This is a genomic window from Janthinobacterium sp. GW821-FHT03C10, assembly GCF_059420865.1.
Map to the genome: position 1 here is coordinate 465,139 of NZ_JBWKUN010000001.1, position 25,215 is coordinate 490,353.

Consider the following 25,215-nt stretch of genomic DNA (forward strand, 5'->3'; position numbering starts at 1 on the left):
TATTAGAGGGGCTAATCCATACACCGGCCAAGGGAGACATCATGCACAGCGTACAAAAGATTACCCCATGTTTATGGTTCAACGGCAACGCCGAGGCGGCGGCCCGGTTTTATACGGAAATATTTCCCAATTCCAAGATCGGCCAGATCCTGCGCTACGGCGAGGAGGGCAAGGAAATCCACGGCCAGGAGCCGGGCAGCGTGCTGACGGTGGCCTTCGAGCTCGATGGCCAGACGTTTACGGGCTTGAACGGCGGCCCCCTGTTCCAGTTTTCCGAAGCGATCTCGTTCCAGGTCAATTGCGAAACCCAGGACGAGGTTGACCACTACTGGAATCTGCTGTCCCGGGGCGGGCCGCCGGAAGCGCAGCAATGCAGCTGGCTCAAGGACCAGTTCGGGGTATCGTGGCAAATCGTGCCCACCATCATGGTCAAGCTGCTGGGCGATCCCGACCCCGTCAAGGCCCAGCGCGTGATGAAGGCCATGATGGGCATGAAGAAGATCGACATCGACGAGATCAAGCGCGCGTACGCGGGCTAGCCTGCCACGCGGGGCAGGGGGCGCACGCCAGCGGCGCGCCCTGTCCAAGATGGCCGGCATTTGCTATAGTTCCGGCCATCTTTCCATTGCCAGATTGACCCTGCCCATGACTATCAGCACCAGCAACACCATCGCGCCCCGCACCTTCGGCACGCCATTGTCTTCCACCGCCATCAAGGTCATGCTGCTGGGTTCCGGCGAACTGGGCAAGGAAGTGATCATCGCGCTGCAGCGCCTGGGCGTGGAAGTGATCGCCGTCGACCGCTATCCGAACGCGCCGGGCCACCCCGTGGCGCACCGCTCGCACGTGATCGACATGAGCGACGGCGTGGCGCTGGCCGCCCTGATCGACCTGGAAAAGCCGGACCTGATCGTGCCGGAAATCGAAGCCATCGCCACCGAGACCCTGGCGGCGCTGGAAGCGGCGGGCCAGATCACGTGCATCCCGAATGCGCGCGCGGCCGTGCTGACGATGAACCGCGAAGGCATCCGCACCCTGGCCGCCGAAACGCTCGGCGTGGCGACTTCTCCCTACCGCTTCGCCAGCAGCCTGCAGGAGTTGCAGGCCGCTTGCCAGGAGATCGGCTTCCCGTGCGTGGTGAAACCCGTGATGTCCTCGTCGGGCAAGGGTCAGTCCAAACTGGATGGCGCCGCTGACGTGGAGGCGGCGTGGGCGTATGCGGCCAGCGGCAGCCGCGTCGATACGGGCCGCGTCATCGTCGAGGGTTTCATCGACTTCGACTACGAAATCACCCTGCTGACAGTGCGCGCCGTGGGCGCCTCGGGACAGATCGAGACGCAGTTCTGCGAACCGATCGGCCACTTGCAGGTGCACGGCGACTACGTGGAATCGTGGCAGCCGGCGCGCATGGCGCCGCTGGCTCTCGAGCGTTCGCGCGAGATCGCCCGCAAGGTGACGGACAACCTGGGCGGCCTGGGCCTATTCGGCGTGGAGCTGTTCGTCAAGGACGACATGGTGTGGTTCTCGGAAGTGAGCCCCCGTCCGCACGACACGGGCATGGTCACCATGGCCAGCCAGGTGCAGAGCGAATTCGAGCTGCACGCGAAAGCCATCCTGGGTCTACCCGTCAACGTGGCGCTGCGCTCGCCCGGCGCCTCGGCCGTCATCTACGGCCAGCTGGAAGCGAAAGGCATCGCCTTCGAAGGCGTGGCCGACGCCTTGAGCGTGCCGGGCGCCGACCTGCGCCTGTTCGGCAAGCCGGAATCGTTCGCCCGCCGCCGCATGGGCGTGGCGCTGGCAACGGCCGGCGATATCGACACGGCGCGCGAACGGGCCGTGCTGGCCGCGTCGAAAGTCAAGCCGGTGGCGCGCTGATGGCCCTGGCGGCGCACGCCAGCCTGCCGCTGGCCGACGCCGGCGGCGACGACATCAAGCGCAAGCTGCGCGGCCACATCGCGCGGCGCAACCTGGCCGGCGCCGCCAACGACTGCAAGTGGAACGAGCTGCTGGCCTTCATGCGCGGGCGCACCGACTGGGCGCCGTCGTACCGCTATGGTTCCGTCAGCGGCTACGTGTCGCGCTGGGACACGGAATGGGATTACCATCCGCCGTTTCCGTTCATGGGCGTGGAATGGTTCGACATCAGCCTGTACTCGGAAGAACACGTGGCCATGCTGCTGCCGAAGAAAATCATCGACCATGGCGTGTGGATCGTGCCGGAGCTCCAACGCATCGGTTTCGATTTCGAGGTGCGCGACCGGGTCGCGCGCATCTGGGGCTATCTGCCCCGTTCCTATCACGATTTTCCTCCCGCCGACTAATTCAAGGAGTATTCTCATGCCTGAAAACGTTATCCCGCAAGTACCGCAACCGGACGACGCCGTCGTCGGCAAGGAGGCGGGCGCGCAGATGCTGGCAACGGCCTGCGCCGCGCGCGACGCCTTTTATGCCACCCTGGGCAGCGTAGATGCCGACGTGCTGGCGCCGCTGGTCAACCCCGCCTTCATGGGCGGTCCGCGCTGGCCATCGCTGCGCCAGGCCTGGCGCGTGATCCGCCGTGCCGATTCCATCCTCATCGCCAGCGACGGCTTGAGCGATCCGTTCGAGGATGACGACGACGTGTTCGTGCCGCGCGGCCACCTGCTGGAAGTGTGTATCGAGGCGCCGCTGTCCGCCTTCGACGGCGATCCCGTGCAGGCATCGTGGCTGTTCGACGTGATCTACCAGGTCAGCCAGAACGTGGCCGACCACGGTTCCATCGATTTGCTGGTGCAGCGCCACGGCAGCGTGTCGATGGTGCTGGACGTGCGGGATGCGCCGGCAGGCCTCGAAGACGAGGACGAACAGGTGGGCGTGCTGCTGGCCCAGGGAGCGGCCACGCTTCCTCCGGCGTTCGCCACGCCGTATGGCGAAGTGCTGCTGCTCACCGTCACCGTGCTGCAGCCGGCCGAACTGGCGCACATCGGCGGTGCCGAAGACAAGGCGCAAGCGCGGCGCGACCTGGCCGCCGCGCTGGCCGCCTCGCCGACGGGTCACCTGAGCGTGGCCAGCCGGCCAGCCCTCATTCCCCGCTAGGATCTTCGGCCGGCGGCACGGCCGGTTCTTCTGCTTTCGGTGCTTCCTTCGCCTCAACGGCGGCCGGCGCGGGCGGCGGTTCCTTCCACTTGCCCGCCGCCTTCAGCTTGTTCTTCAGGCCCGGCAGGGGAAAGCCCAGCGCATACGCTTTTTGCGCGTGCGCGCTGGCCTTCTCGTATTCCTTCTTTTTCACGTACATCAGGCCCAGGTTGTACTGGATGGTAGCCTGCTCGGGCGCCAGGCGGCTGGCCGCGTCCAGCTGTTCCAGCGCCGCCCCATCCTGGCCCGTGGCCAGCAGGTAGCTGCCATACACCATGCGCGCCGTCACGTCGTGCGGCGCGAAGGCGATGGCGCGCTCGAAAAAGCAGCTGATCGTGTAGCGGGCGCCGGGCGGCTGCGCGCTTTTCAGGCGCAAACCCAGTTTCGCCATCGAGGCCAGCGCCCGGTGGTGGTTCGGGAAGTGCTCCAGGGTGTAGCTGATGTCGCCGCCCACGCTGGTCGTCATGCCTTGCGTGAGCGTTTCCACTGCGCGCGAAAAATGGAATTGCTCGACGACGGACAGGCCCTCGCGGTCTTCCGCGCTCGTATAGTCGCCGCCCGTGGTGCCCTTGACGTAGGGCGGGCATGCGGCCGCCGTCATGCCGCAGCAGGCGGCCAGGGTGCAGGCGAGTATCGGATGCTTCATGCTGTTCTCCTGTGGCTGACCTGGTCCAGCACCTCGGCCAGGGCGTTGCTGCGGGCTTGCCGCGATTCCAGGGCGATGGCCGTGGGGCTGGCCAGCGGCGCGCGGCCCTGGTGCGCCAGTTCCAGGAAGCGCAGCAGCGCGCGCGCGCAATCGCCGCTCGAGGCCAGCTGGCCGATGGTGTCGATGCCGCAGTGGCGCAGCTTGGCCGCGCTGTCGCCCGCCACGTCCGTCAGCGCGAGGATGGGCCGGCGGCAGCGCAGGTATTCATACAGCTTGGCGGGAATCTGCCCGTTGCAGTTGGCCGCCTGCAGCAGCAGCAGGCCGTCGGCGGCCAGCATTTCCCGCAGCGCCGCGCCGTGCGGCTGCAACGGTTCCAGGCTGACCAGGTCCCCGATGCCGTACTTCGCCAGCAGGCCCGCCAGCCACGCATCGTGGCCCGTGGCGCGCAGCACCAGCTGGAAATTGCGCGCATGCAGCACGCCGTCGCGGCGCAGCCGGGCCAGCGCCTCGAACAGCGCTTGCGGGTCGCGCTCGGACGGGTAGATCACGCCGCTGTGCAGCAGCAGAAAGCGGCCGCCGTGTCCCGTGCGCGCAGGGCTGTCCGGGTAGCCGTCTTCATCGTAGCCATTTTCGATCAGGTGGAAACGCTCGCGACCCACCTGCGCCAGGCGCCGCCGGTGCGCGTCGATGGCGCCCGGCGTGGTGCAGACGATGGCCGCGCCGCGCGCCGCGATGCGCTGTTCGATCCACGCATGCATGCGGTGCAGGCGCGGCTCGGACGGATACGGCGCCAGCGGGTCGCTGTCGTCCAGCATGGGGTCGCGCTGGTCGGCGATCCACGGCAGGCCGCTGAGTTTTTGCAGGGTCAGCGCGATCAGGTGCGCCGTGGCGATCGGATACGTGGACCAGATGGCGTCCGGGCGGTACTCGCGGATCATGCGCAGGCCGGCCGGCACGGCGCTCAGCCACCAGGAACTCCAGCGGTCGGGCAAGGCCAGGCAGCGCGGATAGCGTCCGGCGATGGACAAATGGCGCGCCGCGTCCAGCGCCAGGGTGCGCCGCACGGTGGCGCGCTCCCCGATCTGCGCCAGCTGCGACGTTCCTTTTTGCGCATACGCGACAGGGCTGGGACTGAGCACCAGCGGCTGCCAGCCGCAGGCGGGCAAATGACGGGCGAAGCCCAGGGTGCGCAAAATGCCGCTGCCGCCGGCCAGCGGCGGAAAATGGTAGGCGACCATCAGCACCCGTTTTGGTCGGGCCGCGTTCAGTCGGGCCGCGTTCGGACTGGCGTCTAGCATGACTGCAGCCAGCGTGCGCACAGCTCTTCCACTGCGCCGCGCCAGGCGGCGCTGGCGAACGTATGGTTGGCGCCCTCGACCCGCGCCTGCGTCCATTGCGCGCGGGCGGCCACGCCGCGCCAGGCCGGGTCGCCAGCGAGCAGCGCTTGCCACTCGCGCGCGCCGAGGTCGTCGCCGCTGAGGATCAAGAGCACCTTGCCCTGGAATTGCGCCAGCGACCGCAGCAAGGCCGGCGCGGGCGCATCGTCGTCTGGCGTTGCCTGCTCCTGCGTGGCGGCCGCCACCTGCCGCAGCGACGCCAGGCTGGCGCCCAGCTGCAGTCCGCCGCCAGCCAGCTTGCGCCAGAACGCGCCTTGCAGCAGGCGCGGCAAATAATAATGGCGCAAGGTGGCGCGCGCCAGGCCGGCGCTGCTGCGCACCCACGGGTTGAGCAGCACCAGGGCATGGACGCGCGCATCGCACGGCGCATGGCAGGCGGCCGCCGTGGCGCCGTCGCACAAGCCCCACAGCGCCACTTCGCGCAAGGATGGCACAGCGTCGAAGAATTGCGCCAGCGCGCCGGCGATGTCGGGACCGGCGGCGCGGTAGTCGCGCGGGCGACCTTCGCTGTCGCCCATGCCGCGCAGGTCGAAACGCAGCACGGGCCAGCCTTGCGCGGCCAGGGCGCGGGCCAGCAGGACGAACTGGCGGTGGCTGCCGATCCGGTACTGCGGCCCTCCCGTGACGATCAACACGCCGCGCGGGCCGGGCGCGGCGGGCAGGCTGAGGATGCCGACCATATGCGCCTGCGCCTCGCCGTCTTCCGCCGCGCTGCGAAAGCGCAGGGCCAGTTCGCGCACGGCGTGCGCCGCGAGGTGCTGCTGACTGCTGTCGCGTTTCATGGCGGCGTCCTTTCCTCGTCGAGCCAGTCGCGGCACAGCGCCCGCGTGGCGTGCAGCAGTTGCGGACACGCCAGCAGCTCGCCGCTGTGCCAGAACGGGCCGTCGCCGAAGCTGGCCACGTGCACGGCGGCGCCGTGTTCGCGCCATTCGCGCGCCAGTGGCGGCAAGGGTGCGGCTGCCTGTTCCGCTCCCCGGTAATCGAGCCAGTAGACGGGAACGGACGGCAGCAGGGCGGCAGCGCTGATGCCATCGATGGCGTGCGCCAGTTCCGGCGCCAGCAGGTAGCCGGCCACTTCCACGGACTCGCCTTGCGCCAGTGCGGCGCGGGCATCGCCCGGCGCCTCCCGCGTGCCGCCGGCCAGCATGCCCGCCGCCAGGCGCAGGCGCAGGAAGCGGTCGATGACGCGCCGTCCATCGGGTTCCGGTTGCCACAGCAGCAGACGCGCCAGCGGCAGCGGCGCGCGGCTGGCGAAATCGAGGGCCAGCAGGGCGCCCAGGCGCAAGCCCCAGACGGTCAACGGGCCGTCGACGCGCTGCGCCAGCCACGCGCAAGCCAGGTGCAGGTCGTTGTGCCAGATGTCCCAGCGCGCGTCGCCGAAGTCGCCGCTGCTGTCGCCGCAGCCGTACAGGTCGATCTGCAGCACGCTGTAGCCGGCGGCGGCAAAGGCGCGCGCCTGCGCCGCGGCCACGTGGCGGCTTTTATTGAGTTCCTCGGCAAATGGATGCACGTAGACGATGCCGCCGCGCGCGCCGCGGCCCGGCGGCGGCAGGTGCAGCAGGCAGTAGCGCTGGCCGCCGCTGGCCGGCAGGAAGAAGGGCAGCAGCGGCAGGGCGTCGATGGCGGCGCTGTTCATGGCCGCAGCTTTGTGGACACGAAATCGTGCAGGGTGCCGACGGTGGCGAAGTGGCGCGCGTGGATGTCGTCGTCGGCGACGATGATGCCGAAATGCTCTTCCAGCGCGGCGATCACGCCGATCACGGCCATCGAATCGAGTTCCGGCACGCTGCCCAGCAGCGGCGTGCGGGCTTCCAGCGCGCGCCCGTTCAAGCCCAAGGTGGTGTCGAGGATGCGTTTTACTGCTTCAAGATGCGGCATGTCAGCTCCAGGGAAGGGTAGTGCGGCAGGGACGACGTATCGAAGGCCAGGCAGGGAATGTCGTCCGGGCGGCGCGACAGGTGCAGATACGGCGGCAGGCTGGCGGCCATCCATTGCCAGCGTCCGCAGCGGAGAAAGGTGGCCGTGCCCAGCGCGTGCGTGCCCAGGCGCGCGTGGGCGCCCAGCGAGGCGCGGTTGAAGCGCGAGATGCGGCTGCACGACCAGCGCACGCCCTGCGCGTGCAGCACGGCGTTGGCTTCTTCCCACAGGCGGGCGAAGACCAGTCCGCCGCGCTGGCCGGGATGCACCCACACGTCCAGGTCCCATGACGACTGGTTTGAGGCCAGCGCATAGCGGGCGCGCACCTCGTCTTCCTGGCAGCCGTGGCGCAGCAGCCAGATCCAGCCGGCCATGCCGTCATTGCCCGCGCGGGCCACCAGGCATTGCGCGCCTTGCCGGTAGCGTTCGGCCAGCACGCCCGGGCGGCGTTCGGGGCCGGGCGGCAAGTCCGCCTCCGCCAGACAGGGCATCACCGTGATCGACTGGCCGCGCCCCCTGCACAGCGAGCCGGGCGCCACGGCCTGCGCGACGAACTGGTAACGGTGCAGCGCGCAGCGCCCGCCCGGCACGCGTTCCAGCAGCCGCGCCACGGCCAGCCAGGCGCTGTCGCGCCAGCCCAGCTGGCGCAGGCTGTCGGCAAGCCCTTGCAAGCGGGAAAAATAGAGGAAATGGGCGAGGCTGGCCATGGCGGTCAAGGAGGGGGCGGCTATGCAGCCAACGCTGTCCATTAGAACGCAGCGGCCAGTGGCCGATGTTGTGCGGCCTCAAGCATTACGCCTGATGGGCCGCCGTCCGGCGGGAGAGGTGCTTACTTGATAAAAATCAACACTGCCGCGCCCGTTTGTCTGAATCATAGGGGAAGGCATGGCAATCATGACAACCCGGGATGAAACGATGGCGACACTGATACACGATCTGATCTTCGACACGGCGCAGCGGGCGCCCCACGCGCCGGCCCTGTCGTGGCAGGGCGAGGAAACAAGCTATGCCGCGCTGGCGCAATCCGTGCGCGAGACGGCCTGCGCCTTGCTGACCCTGGGCTTGCAGCGCGGCGCGCGCGTGGCCGTGTACCTGGAAAAACGCCCGGAAAACGTCAGCGCCATGTTTGGCGCGGCGGCGGCCGGCGGCGTGTTCGTGCCCGTCAATCCCTTGCTCAAGCCGGACCAGGTGGCGTACATCCTGGCCGACTGCAACGTGACCATCCTCGTCACGTCGCGCGAACGCCTGGCGCAGCTGGCACCCGCGCTGGCCGCCTGCCCGGACTTGCAAACGGTGCTGCTGACGGGCGAAGGGGAGACGGAAACGCGCCTGGGCAAGGTCCGCCTGCTGCCGTGGACCGCAGGGCCCGCCAATGTGCCCGTTGCCGGTGCGCCCGCGCCCAGGCCGCATGCGGCGATCGACATGGACATGGCCGCCATTTTATATACCTCGGGCAGCACGGGGCGCCCGAAAGGCGTGGTGCTGTCGCACCGCAACATGCTGGCCGGCGCGCTCAGCGTCTCGGGCTATCTGCGCAACACGCCGCAGGACCGGATTCTGTGCGTGCTGCCGCTCAGCTTTGACTACGGCCTGAGCCAGCTGACGACGGCGTTTGCCAGCGGCGCCTGCGCCGTGCTGATGAATTATCTGCTGCTGCGCGATATCGTCGAAGCCGTCGAGCAGGAAGCCATCACGGGCCTGGCCGGCGTGCCGCCCCTGTGGGTGCAGCTGTCGCAGCTGAGCTGGCCCCTGTCCATGCCCTTGCGCTACATCACCAATTCTGGCGGCGTGATGCAGCGCTCCACGCTCGACCGGTTGCGCCAGGCGCTGCCGCGCACGCAGGTCTACCTGATGTATGGCTTGACGGAAGCGTTCCGCTCGACCTATCTGGCGCCGGAACAGCTGGAGTTGCGCCCCGGTTCCATCGGACAGGCGATCCCGAACGCGGAAGTGCTGGTGCTGCGTCCGGACGGCAGCGTCTGCGACGCCGACGAGCCGGGCGAGCTCGTGCACCGCGGCGCGCTGGTGGCGCTCGGCTACTGGAACGATGCGGCGCGCACGGCCGAGCGCTTCAAGCCGCTGCCGCCGCAGGCGAGCGGCCTGGTGCTGCCGGAACTGGCCGTCTGGTCGGGCGACACCGTGCGCCGCGATGCGGACGGCTATCTGTATTTCGTGGGCCGCAGCGACGACATGATCAAGACCTCGGGCTACCGGGTCAGTCCGGCCGAGATCGAGGAAGTCGCGTATGCGAGCGGGCTGGTGGGCGAGGCCGCCGCGCTGGGCTTGCCCCATGCCGTGCTGGGCCAGGCCATCGCCTTGCTCGTCACGCCCGCGCCCGGTGTCGAATTGCTGCGCGACAGCGTGCTGGCCGCCTGCCGCGCGCGCCTGCCCAGCTATATGGTGCCGCTGTGGGTGGAAATCCGCGACGGCGTGTTGCCGCGCAATCCGAACGGCAAGATCGACCGGCGCTTGCTGGCCAGGGAACTGGCGCAGGCGTATGCGGTCCAAACAGGAGATGCGGCATGAAGGACTTGATCCGATCGAACAGTACGGAATTACCGTTGCACGCGGCCCTGGGCCAGCAGTTCGCGGTGGAAAACGACATGCTGCAGGTCGGCGGCATGTCCTTGCGTCGGCTGGCCCAGCGGGTGGGCAGCACGCCGTTCTATGCCTATGAACGGGCGCACATCACGCGCCGCGTGGCGGAGTTGCGCGCCGCCTTGCCCGCCGGCGTGCATGTGCATTACGCGATGAAGGCCAACCCCATGCCGGCCGTGGTGCAGTGGCTGGCGGGCCTGGTCGACGGCATCGACGTGGCCTCGGGCGGCGAACTGGCCACGGCGCTCGATACGCCCATGCCGGCCGAACGCATCAGTTTTGCGGGGCCGGGAAAGAGCGAGGGCGAACTGGCGCGGGCCGTGGCAGCGGGCGTGCTGATCAACGTGGAATCGGGCGCCCAGCTGGAAAGGACGGCGCTGGCCAGCGAACGGCTGGGCATGACGGCCCGGGTGGCCGTGCGGGTGAATCCCGACTTCGCCTTGCGCCGCACGGGCATGCGCATGGGCGGCGGCGCGCAGCCGTTTGGCGTCGACGCGGCCCTGGTGCCCGCGCTGCTGGGCCGCATCGGCCAGCTGGGCCTGGATTTCCACGGCTTTCACCTGTATGCGGGTTCGCAAAGCCTGTCGGCGCCAGCCCTGGCCGAAGCGCAGGCCCTCAGCGTGCAGCTGGCGCTGCAACTGGCCGACAGCGCGCCGTCGCCCTTGCGCATCCTGAATATCGGCGGCGGCTTCGGCGTGCCGTATTTTCCCGGCGACCAGACCCTGGATCTGGCGCCCGTGGCTGCGGGCTTGCAGCGGCAGCTCGATCTGCTGGCCCAGGCGGCGCCGGGCGTGCGCCTGAACCTGGAGCTGGGCCGCTATCTGGTGGCGGAGGCAGGCCTGTACGTGTGCAAGGTGCTCGAACGCAAGGTGTCGCATGGACAGGTAATTTTAGTGACGGACGGCGGCTTGCACCATCACTTGGCGGCCTCCGGTAATTTTGGCCAGCTGATCCGCAAGAATTACCCGGTCGCCATCGGCAACCGGCTGCATGGCGGGCCGCGCGAAGTGGCGTCCGTCGTGGGACCGCTGTGCACGCCGCTGGACTTGCTGGCCGACCAGATGGAGATGGCGCGCGCCGAGGAAGGCGACCTGGTGGTGGTGTTCCAGTCGGGCGCGTATGGCTTGACGGCCAGCCCGACGGCGTTTCTCGGCCATCCGCTGCCGGCCGAGGTGCTCGTATGAGCGGCCTGTGCGGCTGGCTGGGGGCGGGCGGGGCTGCTCGCCTGGCCGCCGCCGATGCCGATGCCGATGGCGCCGGATCCACCGCGCTGGCCGGCATGGCCGCGCCCCTGTCGCGCTTCGACGACGCGCCCCTGGCCGCCAGCGTGAGCGAAGTGGGCGGCGTGGCCGTGGCCGCCATCGACGGCAGCCGCCACGTGTACCAGCAGGATGGCTTGCAGGTGGCCATCTGGGGCCGGCCCATGCTCGACGGTTCGGCCGACGACGTGGCGTGCCGCCTCGGGTCCCTGTGGCTGAGCCGGGGCGTGGCCGCCTGCGCCAGCCTGTCCGGGCCGTTCAGTTTGGCCATCCTCGACTCTTTTTCCGGCTCGGCCCTGCTGGCCGTGGACCGCGCCGGCATGCATCCGCTCAGCTATGCGAGCAATGCGCAAGGCCTGTTCTTTGCCTCCTCGCATGACGCCTTGCTGGCCCATCCGTCCGTGCGGGGCGCGCTCGATCCGCAGGCGCTGTATCACTACCTGTACTTTCACATGGTACCCGGCCCGGCCACGGCCTATCTTGGCCAGCAGCGCCTGCTGCCCGGCGAATACCTGCATGTACGGGGCGGCAAGCAATGCAAGGGCAGCTATTGGCAGCTGGCCTTCCACGAGCCGGCAGCGCGCACGCGGGCCACCTTCGCCGGCAACAAGCAGGAATTCCTGCGCCTGCTGCGCCAGGCCGTGGAAAGCAGCCTGGGCACGGATGGGGCGGACACGGGCGCGTTTCTCAGCGGCGGCACGGACAGCTCCACCCTGGCCGCCATCATGGGGCAGGTGACGGGCCGGCCCGCGCGCACGTATTCCATCGGTTTCGACGCGCCCGGCTACGATGAAATGGCGTATGCGCGCCTGGCCGCCAGCCACGCGGGCAGCATCCACCACGAGCGCTACGTGACGCCTGGCGACGTACTGGCCGCGATTCCCGCCATGGCGGCCATCTTCGACCAGCCCTTCGGCAATGCCTCGGCCATTCCCGCATACTATTGCGCGCAGATGGCGCGCGAGGATGGCATCACGCGCCTGCTGGGCGGCGACGGCGGCGACGAATTATTTGGCGGCAACGAGCGCTATGCGCACCAGGCCTTGCTGTCGCAGTACGAGCGCTTGCCCGTCATGCTGCGCCAGGCCATCATCGAGCCGCTGCTGTTCCGCGAACGCACGGGCAAGCCGTGGCGGCTGGGCGACAAGGCGCGCCGCTACATCGAACAGGCCAGCCTGCCGCTGCCCGCCAGGCTCGACGGCTACAACCTGCTGCTGCGCCATGGCCACCGCACGGTGCTGGAAGCGGGCTTCATCGACACCATCGACCCCGGCATGGCGCCCGGCTGCGTGAATGGCGCGTACTGGGAGCGGCAAGGCCAGGGCTTGAGCCAGATCAATGAGCTGCTGGCGCTGGACATGCGCTTCACCCTGGCCGACAACGACCTGTTCAAGGTGCGCAAGGCGTGCGAGCTGGCCGGCGTGGAAGCGGCGTTTCCCTTCCTGCACGACGCGATGGTGGCGTTCGCGTCGCGCCTGGCGCCGCGCGACAAGCTCGACGGCAGGCAGCTGCGGCCCTTCTTCAAGCGGGCGCTGGCGGAAATCCTGCCGCCGGCCATCGTGCGCAAGAAAAAGCACGGCTTCGGCCTGCCTTTCGGCCAGTGGCTGCACAGCCATGCGCCGCTGCGCGAGTTTGCGTTTGACAACCTGACGCAGCTGCGCGGACGCGGCATCGTGCGGCCCGCCTTCATCGACGATTTACAGGGGCGCCTGCTGGCGGAACACCCGGCCTATCACGGCACCATGGTGTGGCTGCTGCTGATGCTGGAACAGTGGCTCAGCCAGCACCCGGCGGCGCTGGGCGCGCTTGCCGGCGGTTTTGCCGCAAACGCCACAGAAACGCCAGCCGTCCTCGATCCCACGGCGTAAAGCGGGGCAGCTGCAGCAGGTCGAGACCCGCGCCGGGGCGCGCCACGCCCCAGTCCGTGGCCACGGCCGCCTGGAAACCCAGGCTGCGCACCATCGCCACGTGCGGCGTGCCATAGTCGCGCCCGGCCTTGCCGTTCGGATACGCAAACAGGGTGACGGGCGCCTGGATCATACTTTCCAGCTGGCGCTTGCCGTCGGCGATGTCGCGCCGCGCGGCATGGTCCGGCAGGGTGGACAGGATCGGATGGCTGGCCGTGTGCGCGCCCAGGCCCATGCCGGCCCCATGCAGCTGGCGCAGCTGCGCCGTGCTCAGCATGGCTGGCGGCCCGGCTGTGGCGCCCGCCTGGCGGCGGATCTGCAGGGCCAGCTGCTGGCGTTGGGCAAATGGCAGGTATTTGAGCTGGCCCAGCAAGATGGCGATGGCGGCCTGCCGCTGCGCCAGGCTGGCGACGGGCAGGCAGTCCAGGCCGAGTTCCCGCAAGTCCAGCTGGGGAGCGGTCGCCTGGCGCACGGCCTCGATCACCGTGTCGTTCCACATCTGCCCGCCATCGAGGTAGTCCGTGGCGATAAAAAACGTGGCGGGCAAGCCGTGGCGCTGCAGCAGGGGCAGGGCCACCTGCGCATTGTCCGCATAGCCGTCGTCGAAGGTGATGCAGGCGGCGCGCGGCGCCAAGTTGCCATCTTGCAGCCGCTGCACGGCCTCGTCCAGGGGCAGCAACGCATAAAAACGTTTCAGCAGGCGCAGCTGGCGCTCGAACAAGCGCGCGTCCACCTCGCCGGGAAACAGCGGGTCGGGCCGCGCCAGCACGCGGTGGTAGATCAGGATGGACAGGCTGGCCGTCATGGCTGCTCCGCGATGGCGGCCCGGGCCTTGGCCCTGGCCTGGCGCGATGTCGGCGCCGGCGCCTGCCGCTCGACGATGATGCGCGTGGCGATCAGGGCGGCCATCAGGTAGTACGGCATGTCGAAGTACAGCAGGCTGAGGAAGGCGCCGCCCACGGCAAAGCCGATCAGGCTGGCCTGGCTCATGGTGGCCAGGCCATGCGCCCAGCGCAGTTCCGGCTGGCCCCGCGTGCGGCGGATGATGGCGGCCGCCGTGCGCCAGGTGGCGATGCCCAGCGCCAGGTAGATGAACAGGCCGACAAAGCCATGTTCGCCCAGGGCCTGGAAATAGATGCTGTGCGCCGCATGCACGTCCGAGGGAATGGGCGCATAGCGGGCAAAGATGGAGGCATCGGACACGTCGAAGCCGCCGCCCAGGAAACGGTCGCGCGCCAGGTTCCAGGCCATGCGCCAGGCATTCAGGCGGCCCATGGCGGACACATCGTCCTGGTAGGTATTGATGGTGTCCATGCGGTCGGCCCAGCGCTCGGGCATGAAGGCCAGCAGCAGCGGCGCGACCGCGCCGAGCAGCGCGCCCAGCACCAGCTTGCGGTCGCTTTTCAGCCACATGAACAAGCCCATGGCGGCAATGGCCAGCAAGCCGCCGCGCGAATACGAGCCCAGCGCGGCCAGGGCCGACAGCAGCATGGCCGCCGTCAAGCCATGGCGCACCCAGCGTCGATGTTTCTCCGTGTTTTGCTGCAGGTAATACATGAGGGGGATGGTGATGATCAGGGCCAGGGCCAGGGCATTGTTATCCCCAATAAACGTTTCTTCCGGCCCCCAGACGCGCTCCGTGCCGCCGCTGCGGATGGTGAAGATGCCGCCTTTCACGCCGTAATAGCCGATCGAGCCCACCAGCACCCAGATCAGGCGCACGATGTCGCGCCGCGTGCGTATCACCATCATGATGACAAAGCTCATCAGCATGATCTTCATGACCTTGTTCCACTGCACCCACGACGAGGCCGGCAGCAGGGCGAACGGCGCCGTGACGTTCATCCATGCGACGAACAGCAGCAGCAGCACGCTGACGGGCGTGAGCGGCAGGCTTTTCGGCTCGCGCGTCATCGCAAGGCTGACCAGGGTAGCGATGGCGATGATGAAGGCGAACGGCATGTGGGTGGCAAAGCCCCAGCCCTGCGTGTGCGGGTTCATCACGCTGACCCAGACCCACATCAGGCCGCCGATGGCCGGCGACTTCAGGATGAAGGGCAGCGAACCCAGGATGATGATGGTGATCAAGATGTCGCGCATGAAGGGGGACGCTCCTGGTTTGCTCCGGCTTTGCCTGCCCTTGACACCGGTCAACGGGCTGGCGGGCAGGCTCAGTACACTGGATCAACACTGCTTGAGTACATAGTTTTGTCATGGTAAGACCAAGGAGGCATGTCCTTGTTGACCGTTCTCATGGCGACCTACAATGGCGCCGGCACCTTGCCCCAGGTATTGCGCGCCTACATGGGCTTGCGACCGCCCGCAGGCGGCTGGCGTCTCGTCATCGCCGACAATGGCAGCACGGACGCCACTGCCTGGGTGATCGCCGCCTTTCGCGGACGCTTGCCCTTGAGCTATATCTACGTGGCGCGGCGCGGCCGCAGTCCCGCCCTGAACGACGCCGTCGAGCACGCCTTGCGCCAGGGCGGCGATGGCAGCGAGCTGTTCGTCTTTGGCGACGACGACGCCATGCCCGCGCCCGACTGGTTGTGCCGCTTGCAGGACTGCGCGCGCGCCCACCCCTGCTATGCCCTGTTCGGCGGCGCCATCGTGCCCGCCTGGCGGGAACGGCCGGCGGACTGGCTGCTGCGCCTGACGCCCGTGGGTTTAACTTGGGGCATCACCAGCCCCGACCTGCGCGACGCCCCCATCTATCCTGGCCTGGTGTGGGGCGCCAACATGGCGATCCGCCGCCGCATCTTCGAGGCGGGCGCCCGCTATGACGAAAGCATCGGCCCGCAGGGAGCCAACTACGCCATGGGCAGCGAAACCCGGCTCAACCTGGAGATGCATGCGGCCGGCAACCCTTCCTGGTTCTGTCCGCAGGCGAGGGTGGCGCACATCATCCGCGTCCCGCAAGTGCGGCGCTCCTGGATATTGCGCCGCGCCATGCTGTTCGGCCGGGGCCAGTGCCGGCTGGCGACCCTGGCGCCCAGCGTGGAATTGCTGGGCGTGCCACGCTGGATGCTGGGCAGATACGTGCGCGATACCCTCGGCGCCGCGCGGGCCTGGCTGCGGCGCGACCACGCCGACCTGTTCCTGCGCCAGTGGGAACGGGCCTGGCTGCGCGGTTTCTTTCATGAAGCGTGGCGCGGACGTCGTAAACGTCTGCCGCGCGTCGTCATCAGCAGTTACTCGGGCGAACTGGGCGGCATGGAGCTGCGCATGGCGCAAGAGGCGAAATTGCTGGGCGCGAGCGGCTATGACAGCGTGCTGGCCCTGCGGCGCTTTCCCGGTTTTACTGCCTGGGTGCAAGGCTTGCGCGCGCAGCATCTGCAGGTGCGCGTGTATGAACCGCCCTTGTTCCTCGAACACTGGGCCTGGCGCCGCTGGAACTGGCTGCGCGCCAGGGTCACGGGCGCCTGGCGGCTGCGGCGGCTGCGGCCCGACCTGGTCCACGTGGCATTTTGCTGGACGGCATATGGCGCATCCATTCTGTGGCTGGCCCGGCAATGCCGGCTGCCGGCCGTGATCAGCGTGCACAACGCGTTTCCTTTGGAAACCTTCAGCGCCTGGCAGCGGCCCCGGCTGCAGGAAGCGTTCCGCAGCGTCAAGGGCGTGTATGCCGTGTCGCCGTCGGCCCTGCGGCATTTCCTCGACCTGTACCGCGACATGCTGGCGCCGCAGACGCGGCTGGCCGTCATTCCCAACGGCGTCGATACGGACACGTTTATCGTCTCGCCCGAACGCCGGGTGCTGGCACGCAAACAGCTGGGGCTGCCGCAGGAAGCGCTCGTGCTCGGCTCGGTGGCGCGGCTGTCCGCGCAAAAGCGCCCGCAAGCGCTGCTGGCCCTGTTCGCCAGGCTGGCGCCGCAGTTTCCCCACTTATATTTAGTGCTGGTCGGGACGGGACCGCTGGAAGCCATGCTGCGGCTGCAGGCGCAGCAGACGGGCTTGCAGCACAGAGTCGTGTTTGCCGGCTTCCAGCAGCGCGTCGAGCTGCTGATGCCGGCCTTCGACCTGCATGTGCTGCTGAGTAAGAATGAAGGCTTCGGCATCGCCACCATCGAAGCGATGGCCTGCGGCGTGCCGGCCGTGGGCACGGACGTGCCGGGCACGCACGATATCCTGCACGATAGCGCAGGCGGGCTGCTGCTGCCGCTCGACGACGAGCGCGCCGCCTGCGCTGCCGTGGCGCAGCTGCTGCTGGATGCGCCCCGGCGCGCCCGCATGGGACGGCTGGCGCGCGAGGAAACCGTGCAACGCTATTCGATGCCGCGCCTGGAACGCCAGCTGCGCGCATTTTACGCCGGCCTGGTGTAGGCGCGGGCGGTCCGCATGAGCGCCACCCGCCATTCGTTCTTCTTTTCGTTTGCCGAAAAATACACGGTGCTGCTGCTGGGCATCGTCGCCACCATGGTGCTGTCGCGCCTGCTGACGCCGGCCGAGGTGGGCGTGTATTCGCTGGGCGCCGTGCTGGTGGCGCTGGCGCAAGTGGTGCGCGATTTTGGCGTGGGGCAATACCTGATCCAGGAAAAGCAGCTCGATGCCGTGAAACTGCGGGCCGCGCTGGCCACCAGCCTGCTCGTCGCCTGGCTGCTGGCGGGCCTGGTGCTGCTGGCCAGCGCGCCGCTCGCGCATTTCTATGGCGAACCGCGGCTGACGCTCGTGCTGCGGCTGCTGGCCATCAATTTCCTGTTGATCCCGTTCAGCGCCTTGACCTTGCCCATGCTGCGCCGGCAGCTGCGCTTTCGCGCCATCTACGCCATCAACGCGGCCAATAGCGTGGTCAACCTGCTGGTGGCCGTGCTGCTGGCGCTGCAGGGCTACAGTTACATGAGCATGGTGTGGGCGGCGCTGGCCGGTTCCTGTGCCTCGCTGCTGGTGAGCCTGCTGGTGCGGCCGCGCGAATTGCCGTGGCTGCCGGGACGGCGGGGCATGGGGGCCATCGCCAGCTTTGGCGCGTATGCGACGGGTGGCGGCCTCGTCGACGAGGCGGGCGTGGCGGCGCCGGACCTCATCATCGGCAAGCTGATCGGCATTGAAAGCCTGGCCCTGTTCGGCAAGGCGCAAAGCGTGCTCAATATCTTCAACCAGGCCATCACCAGCGCCATTTCGCCCGTCGTGTTTCCCCTGTTCGCGGCGCGCGCGCGCGAAGGTGAGGGGCAGGGCGGGGCGGAACCCGTGTATCTGCGCACGATCAGCTACATGACGGCGCTGGCCTGGCCGTTCTTTCTCTTCCTCGCCTGCATGGCTTTGCCCCTGGTCAAGGTGTTGTACGGCACGCAATGGCTAGCCTGTGTGCCCTTGATCCGCATCATGTGCCTGTCCTCGGCCGTGTATAGCATGTTCAGCATGGCCCGCTACCTGTTCGTGGCGACGGGCCAGCTGCATGCGCAGGTGCGGCTCGATGCCTGGGCGGGCGCAAGCAAAGTGGCGCTGCTGCTGGCCGCGGCGCCGTTCGGCCTGGTGGCGGTGGCCTGGGCCGTGGTGCTCAGCAACGTGCTGCGCAGCTGGATGAGCTACGGCTGCCTGCGGCGCTTGAGCGCACTCGACTGGCGCATCCTGGCGCGCGCTTTGCGCAAGAGTTTGCTGTTGTGCGGCGTCAGCGCCGCCGCGCCCATCGCTTCGCTGCTGTGGCTGCCTGCCGACACGCCGGCGCTGCTGGCGTTGACGGGCACGGCGCTGGCCACCTTGCTGTGCTGGCTGGCCGGTCTGTTTCTGGTGAAGCATGAACTGGCCGGCGAATTTTTGTTGTTGCAACGCAAGCTGGCCGGCCGCTGGCTGGCCGTCAAATCACCGCACTGAGCCGTTGTCAGCGGCGCGGGCCCATGAAAGGAAGACCATGCGTGTCGGTATCTTGTCCTACCCGATGCTGTTCCAGCGCGACGGCGGCTTGCAGATCCAGGTACGCGAAACCATCGCCGCGCTGAACCGGCTGCCCCAGCTGCCGGCGCGCCCGCTGGAAGTGCAGCTGGTCGACGCCAACCACCAGCGGCTGGCCGATTTCGACGTGCTGCACGTGTTTTCAGCGAGCAATGGCACCTACCGCATCATGGAAATGGCCAGCGAGCAAGGCGTGCCCGTGGTGCTGTCGCCGCTGATGGCGCCCAGCTGGAACCGCGCCAGCGCCTGGCGCGCGCGGCTGGCAGACCGCCTGGCGGGGCGATTGACGGAGTGGATGGTGCAAACGAGCTATGCGCAAACGCGGCGCGCCCTGCAGCTGGCCGACGTGGTGATCGCCCTGGGCGAAGCCGAGCGCGACGCCATCGTGCAAGGTTTCGGCATGGAGAGCGACGCCATCCGCGTCTTGCCGAACGGGATCAACCCGCATTTTTTCACGGCCAATGGCGATTTGTTCCTGCGCGAAACGGGTATCGCCGGGCCGTTCGCGCTGATGGTGGGCAGCATTTCGCCGTATAAAAACCAGCTGGGGCTGGCCCAGGCGCTGATAGGCGCCGGCTTGCCGCTGGTGCTGATCGGCGCCGCGCCGCGCGAACAGCAGGCATATCTGCAGCATTTGCTGGACTTGCCGCACGTCAGCTGGCTGGGCGCGCTCGACCACGCCGACCCGCTGCTGGCCAGCGCCTACCATGCGGCGGCCGTGGCGGCCTTGCCCAGCCAGGGCGAGGTATTTCCCTTGAGCGTGCTCGAAGCGCTGGCGGCCGGCACGCCCGTCGTCATGACGGCGCAAAGCGCGCTGGACTTGCCCGATTCCGCGTTTGCGCTGCGCAAGGTGCGCTGGGACGACGGCGCCGCGCAGCGCCAGGCCATCCTCGAACTGCTGGCGCTGCCGCCCGAACGCGCGCGCGTGCAGGCGCTGGTGGAACGCTTTACGTGGGAGCGGGTGGCGGCGCAGATCGTCGATTGTTACTACCAGGCGCAGTCCTTGCCAGCCAGGAGGCAGCATGCTGTTTAACTCCTTCGCCTTCCTGTTCGCCTATCTGCCCGTCGTGCTGGCCGGCTATTTTTTGCTGGACCGCTGGGCGTACGCCGGCGGCCCGTCCACCAGCTGGCGCCGCCTGGCGCCCGCGACTTGGCTGGCGCTGGCCTCGCTGTTCTTCTATGCCTGGTGGGACGTGCGCTACCTGCCGCTGCTGCTGGCCTCGATCTGCGTCAATTACGGCGCGGGGCGGCTGATCGGCGCGCGCGCGGGCGCGGCCCGCAAGCGCGTGCTGGTGGCGGCGCTGGCACTGAACCTGGGGCTGCTCGCCTACTATAAATATGCGAATTTCTTCATCGGCAGCGTGAATGCCGTCGCCGTGGCCGCCGGCGCCGACGCCGCCAGCCTGCCATGGCACGGCCTCGACATCATCCTGCCGATCGGCATCTCGTTCTTTACCTTCACGCAGATCGCCTTCCTCGTCGATTGCTACCGGGGCGAGGTGCGCGAATACCGCTTCATCCATTACGTGCTGTTCGTCAGTTACTTTCCCCACCTGATCGCCGGCCCCGTGCTGCACCACCGCGACATGATGCCGCAGTTCGCCGACCCGGCCAATGCCCACCCGCGCGCCGCCAATTTCGCCATCGGCCTGTCGATTTTCACGATCGGCCTGGCCAAGAAGGTGCTGATCGCCGACAACCTGTCGCCGCTGGCCATTCCCGTCTTCGCGGCCGGCGCCGAACCGACCCTGATCGAGGCGTGGATCGGCGTGCTGGCCTACACCTTCCAGCTGTATTTCGATTTTTCCGGCTATTCCGACATGGCCATCGGCCTGTCGCGCCTGTTCGGCGTGAAATTGCCGCTGAACTTCAATTCGCCGTACAAGGCGGCCAATATCGCCGACTTCTGGCGCCGCTGGCACATGACCTTGTCGCGTTTCCTGCGCGACTATCTTTACATACCCTTGGGCGGCAGCCGGCGAGGCGAAGCCATGCGCTACCGCAACCTGATGCTGACCATGCTGCTGGGCGGCTTGTGGCATGGCGCCGGCTGGACCTTCGTCATCTGGGGCGGCTTGCACGGCCTGTACCTGGTGCTGCAGCAGGCGTGGCAGCGTGCGTTCGGCGCGGTCCGGGCGCGCTGGTGGCCCGCTTGGTGGTCCACTTCGCTGACCTTTTTCGCCGTCATGCTGGCCTGGGTCTTCTTCCGCGCGCCCGACGTGGCCACGGCCTGGGACATCTCCGGCGCGCTGCTGGGGGCGAATGGCGTGAGCCTGCCGCGCGGCCTGGCCAGCCACGGCGCCAGCCTGGCGCAGTGGGGCCTGCATCCGGCCTTTGGCGGCATCCGCTGGATCGAACTGGAGGGCTACGGCTTGCCCGTGCTGCTGGGCGCCATGCTGCTGGCCTTCAAGGCGCCGAATACGCAAGAAATATTCTTTCTCTACGAGCCTGCCATTGAAAGAATATTTCAGCCCGCCGGGCGCTGGGCCTTCAGCTGGCGGCCCACGCGCCGCTGGAGCGTAGGCCTGGCAGCGCTGTTCGTCGCCTGCATCTTCGGCATGAACCGGGTCACCGAATTTCTCTACTTCCAGTTCTGAGCATGGATACCGCCGCCCGCCGCTACCTCGTCTGCTTCATCGCCTGCGTCGGCCTGGCGCTCGGCGCCGTCTCGTTGCTGAACTACCAGGTCGACCCCTACCTGCTGCACCAGTGGGACAGCCCCTTGCTGCAGCGCCCGCGCCAGCTCAATGAAAAGCTCGGTGCCTGGGCCAAGACCTACGCCGTGGCGCGCTACCGGCCGGCCATCATCTACATCGGCAATTCGCGCACGGAAATGGGCTTGCCGACAAGCGTGCGCGCCTTGTTCGACGGCAAGCGCGTGTTCAACAGCGCGGTGTCCGGCGCCTCGATCGGCGACGCCATCCGCCTGGCCGAGCATGCTGCCAGGGTCAGCCGTGTCGAAACCATGGTGTGGGGTGTCGACGCGCCCACTTTTTCCCTGGAGATGGGGGCGGCGCGCGTGGAAGACAGCCTGACGGGCGCCGGGCACGGCTTTTTCGTCCGGCGCGCCCTGGTCAACCTGAAGCGCGGCCTGACGGTGGACATGACGCAGGACAGCGTGCGCATCCTCACCGGCAATGCCGGCGATACCTGCCGCTCCAATCTGGCCGTGTACGGGCAGCGCGACGAGACGTGCACCCGCAAGGGCATCGCGCACTGGCTCGGCACGAAGGACGCCATTCCCGTGCGGCTGCAGGAATTCGGCGATGGCCTGGGGCCGACGCCGCCCTCGACATTGGCGCTCGACGCCAGCATCGGCAAGCTGTGCCGCGCTGGCCTGCGCCTGCGCCTGTACATCAACCCCACGCACGCGCTGACCTTGTACGCGCTGCACTGGCGCGGCAAGTGGGATGCCATGCAGGCCTGGCAGCGGGGACTGGTGAATATCGCCGAACGCCACCGCCAGCAGGGCTGCGACGTGCGCCTGGTTGATTTTTCCGGCTTTAACAGCATCACGACGGAAGCGACCCCGCTCGTCAGCGGCAAGCCCGACATGCATTATTACTGGGAAGTGTCGCATTACCGGGACAATGTGGGCCGCCTGATCCTGGCGCGCCTGTTCGGCGGCGGCCCGCCGGCGCCCGCCGATTTCGGCGTGGAGCTGACGCCGGCCAACGTCGACGCGCACCAGGCGGCCATGCGCGCCGCGCGCGACCGCTATCGCGTGGAACACGCGCGCGAGGCGGCCTATACGCAGCAGGTGCTGGACGGGCCGCTGATCCGGCGTTGATGCAAGGCCCCGCATACGTCATTTCTCCACTTCCAATGCTGACCATGGATACCACCGCCCGCCGCTACCTCGCCATCTTCTTTGCCTGCGCGCTGGCCGCGCTGGCCCTGATCTCCGCCGTGAATTACCGCGTCGATCCGTACTTGCTGCACCAGTGGGACAGCCCGCTGCTGCAGCGATTGCGGCCGACGACGGAAAAACTCAGCGTGTGGGGCAAGACGTATGCCGTGGCGCGCTACCGGCCCGCCGTCGTCTACATCGGCAATTCGCGCACGGAAATGGGTTTGCCGGTGAACAGCATGCGTACTTTGTTCGATGGCAAGAGCGTCTTCAACAGCGCCGTCTCGGGCGCCTCGATCGGCGAAGCCATCCACCTGGCCGAGCATGCGGCCAGGGTCAGCCATGTCGATACGATGGTGTGGGGCATCGACGCGCCCTCGTTTTCCCTGGAACTGGGTTCGGCCGGCGTGGAGCCGGGCTTGACGGAGGGCGGCCCCGCGTTTTTTGCGCGGCGCGCCTTGCTCAACATCAAGCGCGGCCTGACGGTGGACATGACGCGCGATACCTGGCGCATCCTCAGCGGCAGCTATGACGGCGTCTGCCTGTCCAGCCTGGCGTTGCACGGCCAGCGCGACGAGTCCTGCCTTACCAGCCGCAACCGTACTTGGACGGGCACGGCGCGCGCGTTCACGCCGCGGTTGCAGGAATTCGGCGACGGCCTGGGTCCGACCGTACCCGCGCTGCAGGCTTTCGATGCCAGCGTCGGCAAGCTGTGCCAGGGCGGCACGCGCTTGCGCCTGTACATCAATCCCACGCATGCGCTCACGCTCGACGCCCTGTACTGGCGCGGCAAGTGGGCCGCCATGGAACAGTGGCAGCGCGATCTGGCGCAGATGGCGGGGCGCTACCGCCAGCAGGGCTGCGATGTGCGCCTGTACGATTTTTCCGGCTTCAACAGCGTTACCAGCGAGCCGATCCCGCAGGTGACGGGCATGCGCGAAATGCGCTATTACTGGGAAGCGTCGCACTACCGCGACAATGTGGGCCATCTCATCCTGGCGCGCCTGTTCGGCGGCGAGTTGCCGCCGCCGGCGGACTTTGGCGTCGAGCTGACGCCGGCAAGCATCGCGGCCCACCAGGCGGCCACGCGGGCCGCGCGCGCGCGCTACCACGTCCAGCACCCCGAAGAAACGGCCTACCTGCGCCACGTGCTGACCTTGCCCCGCGAACCCAAATAGGCGACCAAGCTGCCAGGCGGACGCCGTGGGGCAGGGCGCTTGCGCTATGATGATGTTTTGCCATTCAGCAAGTTCCAGGACGCCCCATGAAAATCGCCTTCTTCGCCAGCCAGCCCTACGACCGCCGTTTCTTCGATGAAGCCTTGCCATCCCAGCCCGACCCTGCCGGCATCGAACTGGTCTACCACAGCGCCTTGCTGAGCCAGGAAACCGTGGTGCTGGCGCAAGGCGCCGAGGCCGTCTGCGTCTTCGTCAACGACGTGCTCGACGCGCCCGTGTTGCAAGCCTTGCACGGCTACGGCGTGCGCGCCATCCTGCTGCGCTGCGCCGGCTACAACAACCTCGACCTGGAAGCGGCGAAACGCCTGGGTCTGTTCGTCGCCCGCGTGCCCGCCTACTCGCCGGAAGCCGTGGCCGAATACACCTTGGCCCTGGTGCAGACGCTGAACCGCCACACTCACCGCGCCTACGCCCGCGTGCGCGAAGGCAATTTCTCGCTCGACGGCTTGCTGGGCGCCACCTTGCACGGCAAGACCGTGGGCATCGTCGGCACGGGCAAGATCGGCCTGGCCACGGCGCGCATCTTCAAGGGTTTCGGCTGCACGGTGCTGGGCCACGACCCGTATCCGGCGCCCGCGTTCGGGGAGCTGGGCACGATGGTGGAACTGCCGCGCCTGCTGGCCGAGTCCGACATCGTCTCCCTGCATTGCCCCCTGATGGACAGCACGCGCCACATGATCAGCGCAGCGACTCTGCCGCTGATGAAGCAGGGCGCCATGCTGGTGAACACCTCGCGCGGCGGCCTGATCGACACGGGCGCCGTCATCGAGGCGCTGAAATCGCGCCAGCTGGGCTCATTGGCCATCGACGTGTACGAACAGGAAAGTAATCTGTTCTTCCAGGACCGCTCGTCCGACATCATCGACGACGACGTCTTCCAGCGCCTGATGACCTTCCCCAACGTGCTGGTGACGGGCCACCAGGGCTTCTTCACCATCGAGGCGTTGCGCGAAATCGCCGCCATCACCTACCACAACCTGCAATGCTTCCGCCAGGGCAAGGCGTGCGAGAACAGCGTACTAGCTGCTTGAAGCCGGTTTCTTGGGCTTGGGCGGCGGCTTGGGTTTCGGCTGCGGCAAGGCATCGGCCGTGCGCCGTGCCAGCTGGGACAACCAGTCGCGCTCGTCCCACAGCCCGCCATCGATGAGGAAATACGGCTTGGCTTGCGGATAGGGCGGCGCTTCCTGCAGCGGACCCTGCGCGCCGATCCAGGCGCGGCCCGCGTCCGTCGGCTTGATGAAGAGCATGTCGTCGGCGACGATGGCGAACATCTTGCCGTCGCAATACAGCCCATACTCGCCAAACATTTTCTTTGCGCTGATGCCGCCCGCGCCCGCCATCTGGTCGAGCAAAAAATCCACCGTGCCTTGCTGTGATGCCATGTCGTCCTCCGTATGAAGGAA

The 25,215-nt window shown here is 67.9% G+C and carries 23 protein-coding genes; 14 read left to right on the plus strand and 9 right to left on the minus strand.

Annotated features, from left to right (window positions below):
• Positions 1-41 precede the first annotated feature (41 nt).
• From AC07VH_RS01785 to AC07VH_RS01800, 4 genes are all read left to right on the plus strand, one after another.
• On the plus strand, positions 42-539 hold the full coding sequence (locus AC07VH_RS01785) for a VOC family protein (protein ID WP_475416361.1): 498 nt from the start codon (positions 42-44) through the stop codon (positions 537-539).
• 106 nt (positions 540-645) lie between these two features.
• Positions 646-1,875, plus strand: a complete 1,230-nt coding sequence (gene purT, locus AC07VH_RS01790; RefSeq protein WP_494786565.1) for a formate-dependent phosphoribosylglycinamide formyltransferase — start codon at positions 646-648, stop codon at positions 1,873-1,875.
• On the plus strand, positions 1,875-2,321 hold the full coding sequence (locus AC07VH_RS01795; protein ID WP_494786566.1) for a DUF6678 family protein: 447 nt from the start codon (positions 1,875-1,877) through the stop codon (positions 2,319-2,321). Before purT ends, AC07VH_RS01795 begins: the two co-directional genes overlap by 1 nt.
• A gap of 16 nt (positions 2,322-2,337) precedes the next feature.
• A complete protein-coding gene (locus tag AC07VH_RS01800; RefSeq protein WP_494786567.1) occupies positions 2,338-3,075 on the plus strand; it encodes a hypothetical protein in 738 nt (245 codons plus the stop codon).
• Here the strand turns inward: AC07VH_RS01800 and AC07VH_RS01805 are convergent.
• Genes AC07VH_RS01805 through AC07VH_RS01830 form a run of 6 tightly spaced genes read right to left on the minus strand, consistent with a single transcriptional unit; the run spans position 3,062 to position 7,781 of the window.
• Entirely contained in the window at positions 3,062-3,760 is a 699-nt protein-coding gene (locus AC07VH_RS01805; protein WP_475416357.1) for an ABC transporter permease, read from the minus strand. The genes AC07VH_RS01800 and AC07VH_RS01805 overlap by 14 nt on opposite strands.
• The gene (locus AC07VH_RS01810) at positions 3,757-5,058 is read right to left on the minus strand and encodes a glycosyltransferase (RefSeq protein WP_494786568.1); all 1,302 of its coding nucleotides are present in this window, start codon (positions 5,056-5,058) and stop codon (positions 3,757-3,759) included. The genes AC07VH_RS01805 and AC07VH_RS01810 overlap by 4 nt, the downstream gene beginning before the upstream one ends.
• Positions 5,052-5,939 carry a hydrolase 1, exosortase A system-associated gene (locus tag AC07VH_RS01815; protein WP_494786569.1) on the minus strand — a complete coding sequence of 296 codons (888 nt, stop codon included), beginning with the start codon at positions 5,937-5,939 and terminating at the stop codon, positions 5,052-5,054. The genes AC07VH_RS01810 and AC07VH_RS01815 overlap by 7 nt, the downstream gene beginning before the upstream one ends.
• Positions 5,936-6,793: a hydrolase 2, exosortase A system-associated gene (locus AC07VH_RS01820; protein WP_494786570.1), complete on the minus strand. Its 858-nt coding sequence runs from the start codon at positions 6,791-6,793 to the stop codon at positions 5,936-5,938. The genes AC07VH_RS01815 and AC07VH_RS01820 overlap by 4 nt, the downstream gene beginning before the upstream one ends.
• Positions 6,790-7,035 carry an acyl carrier protein gene (locus AC07VH_RS01825; RefSeq protein ID WP_475416353.1) on the minus strand — a complete coding sequence of 82 codons (246 nt, stop codon included), beginning with the start codon at positions 7,033-7,035 and terminating at the stop codon, positions 6,790-6,792. Before AC07VH_RS01825 ends, AC07VH_RS01820 begins: the two co-directional genes overlap by 4 nt.
• On the minus strand, positions 7,014-7,781 hold the full coding sequence (locus AC07VH_RS01830) for a GNAT family N-acetyltransferase (RefSeq protein WP_494786571.1): 768 nt from the start codon (positions 7,779-7,781) through the stop codon (positions 7,014-7,016). Before AC07VH_RS01830 ends, AC07VH_RS01825 begins: the two co-directional genes overlap by 22 nt.
• 208 nt (positions 7,782-7,989) lie before the next feature.
• On the opposite strand from AC07VH_RS01830, the gene AC07VH_RS01835 reads away from it, so the two are divergent.
• The 3 genes from AC07VH_RS01835 to AC07VH_RS01845 are packed head-to-tail and all read left to right on the plus strand — an operon-like array spanning position 7,990 to position 12,799.
• Positions 7,990-9,600, plus strand: coding sequence for an acyl-CoA ligase (AMP-forming), exosortase A system-associated (locus AC07VH_RS01835; RefSeq protein ID WP_494786572.1), 1,611 nt, complete (start codon positions 7,990-7,992; stop codon positions 9,598-9,600).
• Positions 9,597-10,856, plus strand: coding sequence for a pyridoxal-dependent decarboxylase, exosortase A system-associated (locus AC07VH_RS01840; RefSeq protein ID WP_494786573.1), 1,260 nt, complete (start codon positions 9,597-9,599; stop codon positions 10,854-10,856). The genes AC07VH_RS01835 and AC07VH_RS01840 overlap by 4 nt, the downstream gene beginning before the upstream one ends.
• Positions 10,853-12,799, plus strand: a complete 1,947-nt coding sequence (locus AC07VH_RS01845) for an asparagine synthetase B family protein (RefSeq protein ID WP_494786574.1) — start codon at positions 10,853-10,855, stop codon at positions 12,797-12,799. The genes AC07VH_RS01840 and AC07VH_RS01845 overlap by 4 nt, the downstream gene beginning before the upstream one ends.
• Here AC07VH_RS01845 and AC07VH_RS01850 read toward each other — a convergent pair.
• Together AC07VH_RS01850 and AC07VH_RS01855 are read right to left on the minus strand one after the other, a co-directional pair.
• Complete coding sequence (locus AC07VH_RS01850; RefSeq protein ID WP_494786575.1) at positions 12,708-13,643, minus strand: polysaccharide deacetylase family protein; 936 nt, start codon at positions 13,641-13,643, stop codon at positions 12,708-12,710. The genes AC07VH_RS01845 and AC07VH_RS01850 overlap by 92 nt on opposite strands.
• On the minus strand, positions 13,640-14,938 hold the full coding sequence (locus AC07VH_RS01855; protein ID WP_494786576.1) for a putative O-glycosylation ligase, exosortase A system-associated: 1,299 nt from the start codon (positions 14,936-14,938) through the stop codon (positions 13,640-13,642). The genes AC07VH_RS01850 and AC07VH_RS01855 overlap by 4 nt, the downstream gene beginning before the upstream one ends.
• 138 nt (positions 14,939-15,076) lie before the next feature.
• Between AC07VH_RS01855 and AC07VH_RS01860 the strand changes: the two genes are divergently transcribed.
• The 7 genes from AC07VH_RS01860 to AC07VH_RS01890 all read left to right on the plus strand — a co-directional run bounded on the left by AC07VH_RS01860 (position 15,077) and on the right by AC07VH_RS01890 (position 24,843).
• A complete protein-coding gene (locus AC07VH_RS01860; protein WP_494786577.1) occupies positions 15,077-17,161 on the plus strand; it encodes a glycosyltransferase in 2,085 nt (694 codons plus the stop codon).
• Between the two features lie 15 nt (positions 17,162-17,176).
• Positions 17,177-18,646, plus strand: coding sequence for a lipopolysaccharide biosynthesis protein (locus tag AC07VH_RS01865; protein WP_494786578.1), 1,470 nt, complete (start codon positions 17,177-17,179; stop codon positions 18,644-18,646).
• A gap of 37 nt (positions 18,647-18,683) precedes the next feature.
• On the plus strand, positions 18,684-19,757 hold the full coding sequence (locus tag AC07VH_RS01870) for a glycosyltransferase family 4 protein (RefSeq protein ID WP_494786579.1): 1,074 nt from the start codon (positions 18,684-18,686) through the stop codon (positions 19,755-19,757).
• A complete protein-coding gene (locus AC07VH_RS01875) occupies positions 19,747-21,321 on the plus strand; it encodes an MBOAT family O-acyltransferase (RefSeq protein ID WP_494786580.1) in 1,575 nt (524 codons plus the stop codon). The genes AC07VH_RS01870 and AC07VH_RS01875 overlap by 11 nt, the downstream gene beginning before the upstream one ends.
• A 2-nt stretch (positions 21,322-21,323) precedes the next feature.
• Entirely contained in the window at positions 21,324-22,514 is a 1,191-nt protein-coding gene (locus AC07VH_RS01880; protein ID WP_494786581.1) for a hypothetical protein, read from the plus strand.
• Between the two features lie 44 nt (positions 22,515-22,558).
• Positions 22,559-23,752: a hypothetical protein gene (locus AC07VH_RS01885; protein ID WP_494786582.1), complete on the plus strand. Its 1,194-nt coding sequence runs from the start codon at positions 22,559-22,561 to the stop codon at positions 23,750-23,752.
• Positions 23,753-23,838: 86 nt separating this feature from the next.
• Positions 23,839-24,843: a 2-hydroxyacid dehydrogenase gene (locus AC07VH_RS01890; RefSeq protein WP_489627434.1), complete on the plus strand. Its 1,005-nt coding sequence runs from the start codon at positions 23,839-23,841 to the stop codon at positions 24,841-24,843.
• Here the strand turns inward: AC07VH_RS01890 and AC07VH_RS01895 are convergent.
• Positions 24,832-25,194 (minus strand): TfoX/Sxy family protein, encoded by a 363-nt coding sequence (locus AC07VH_RS01895; RefSeq protein WP_489627433.1) that lies wholly within the window; start codon positions 25,192-25,194, stop codon positions 24,832-24,834. The genes AC07VH_RS01890 and AC07VH_RS01895 overlap by 12 nt on opposite strands.
• Between the last annotated feature and the right edge of the window lie 21 nt (positions 25,195-25,215).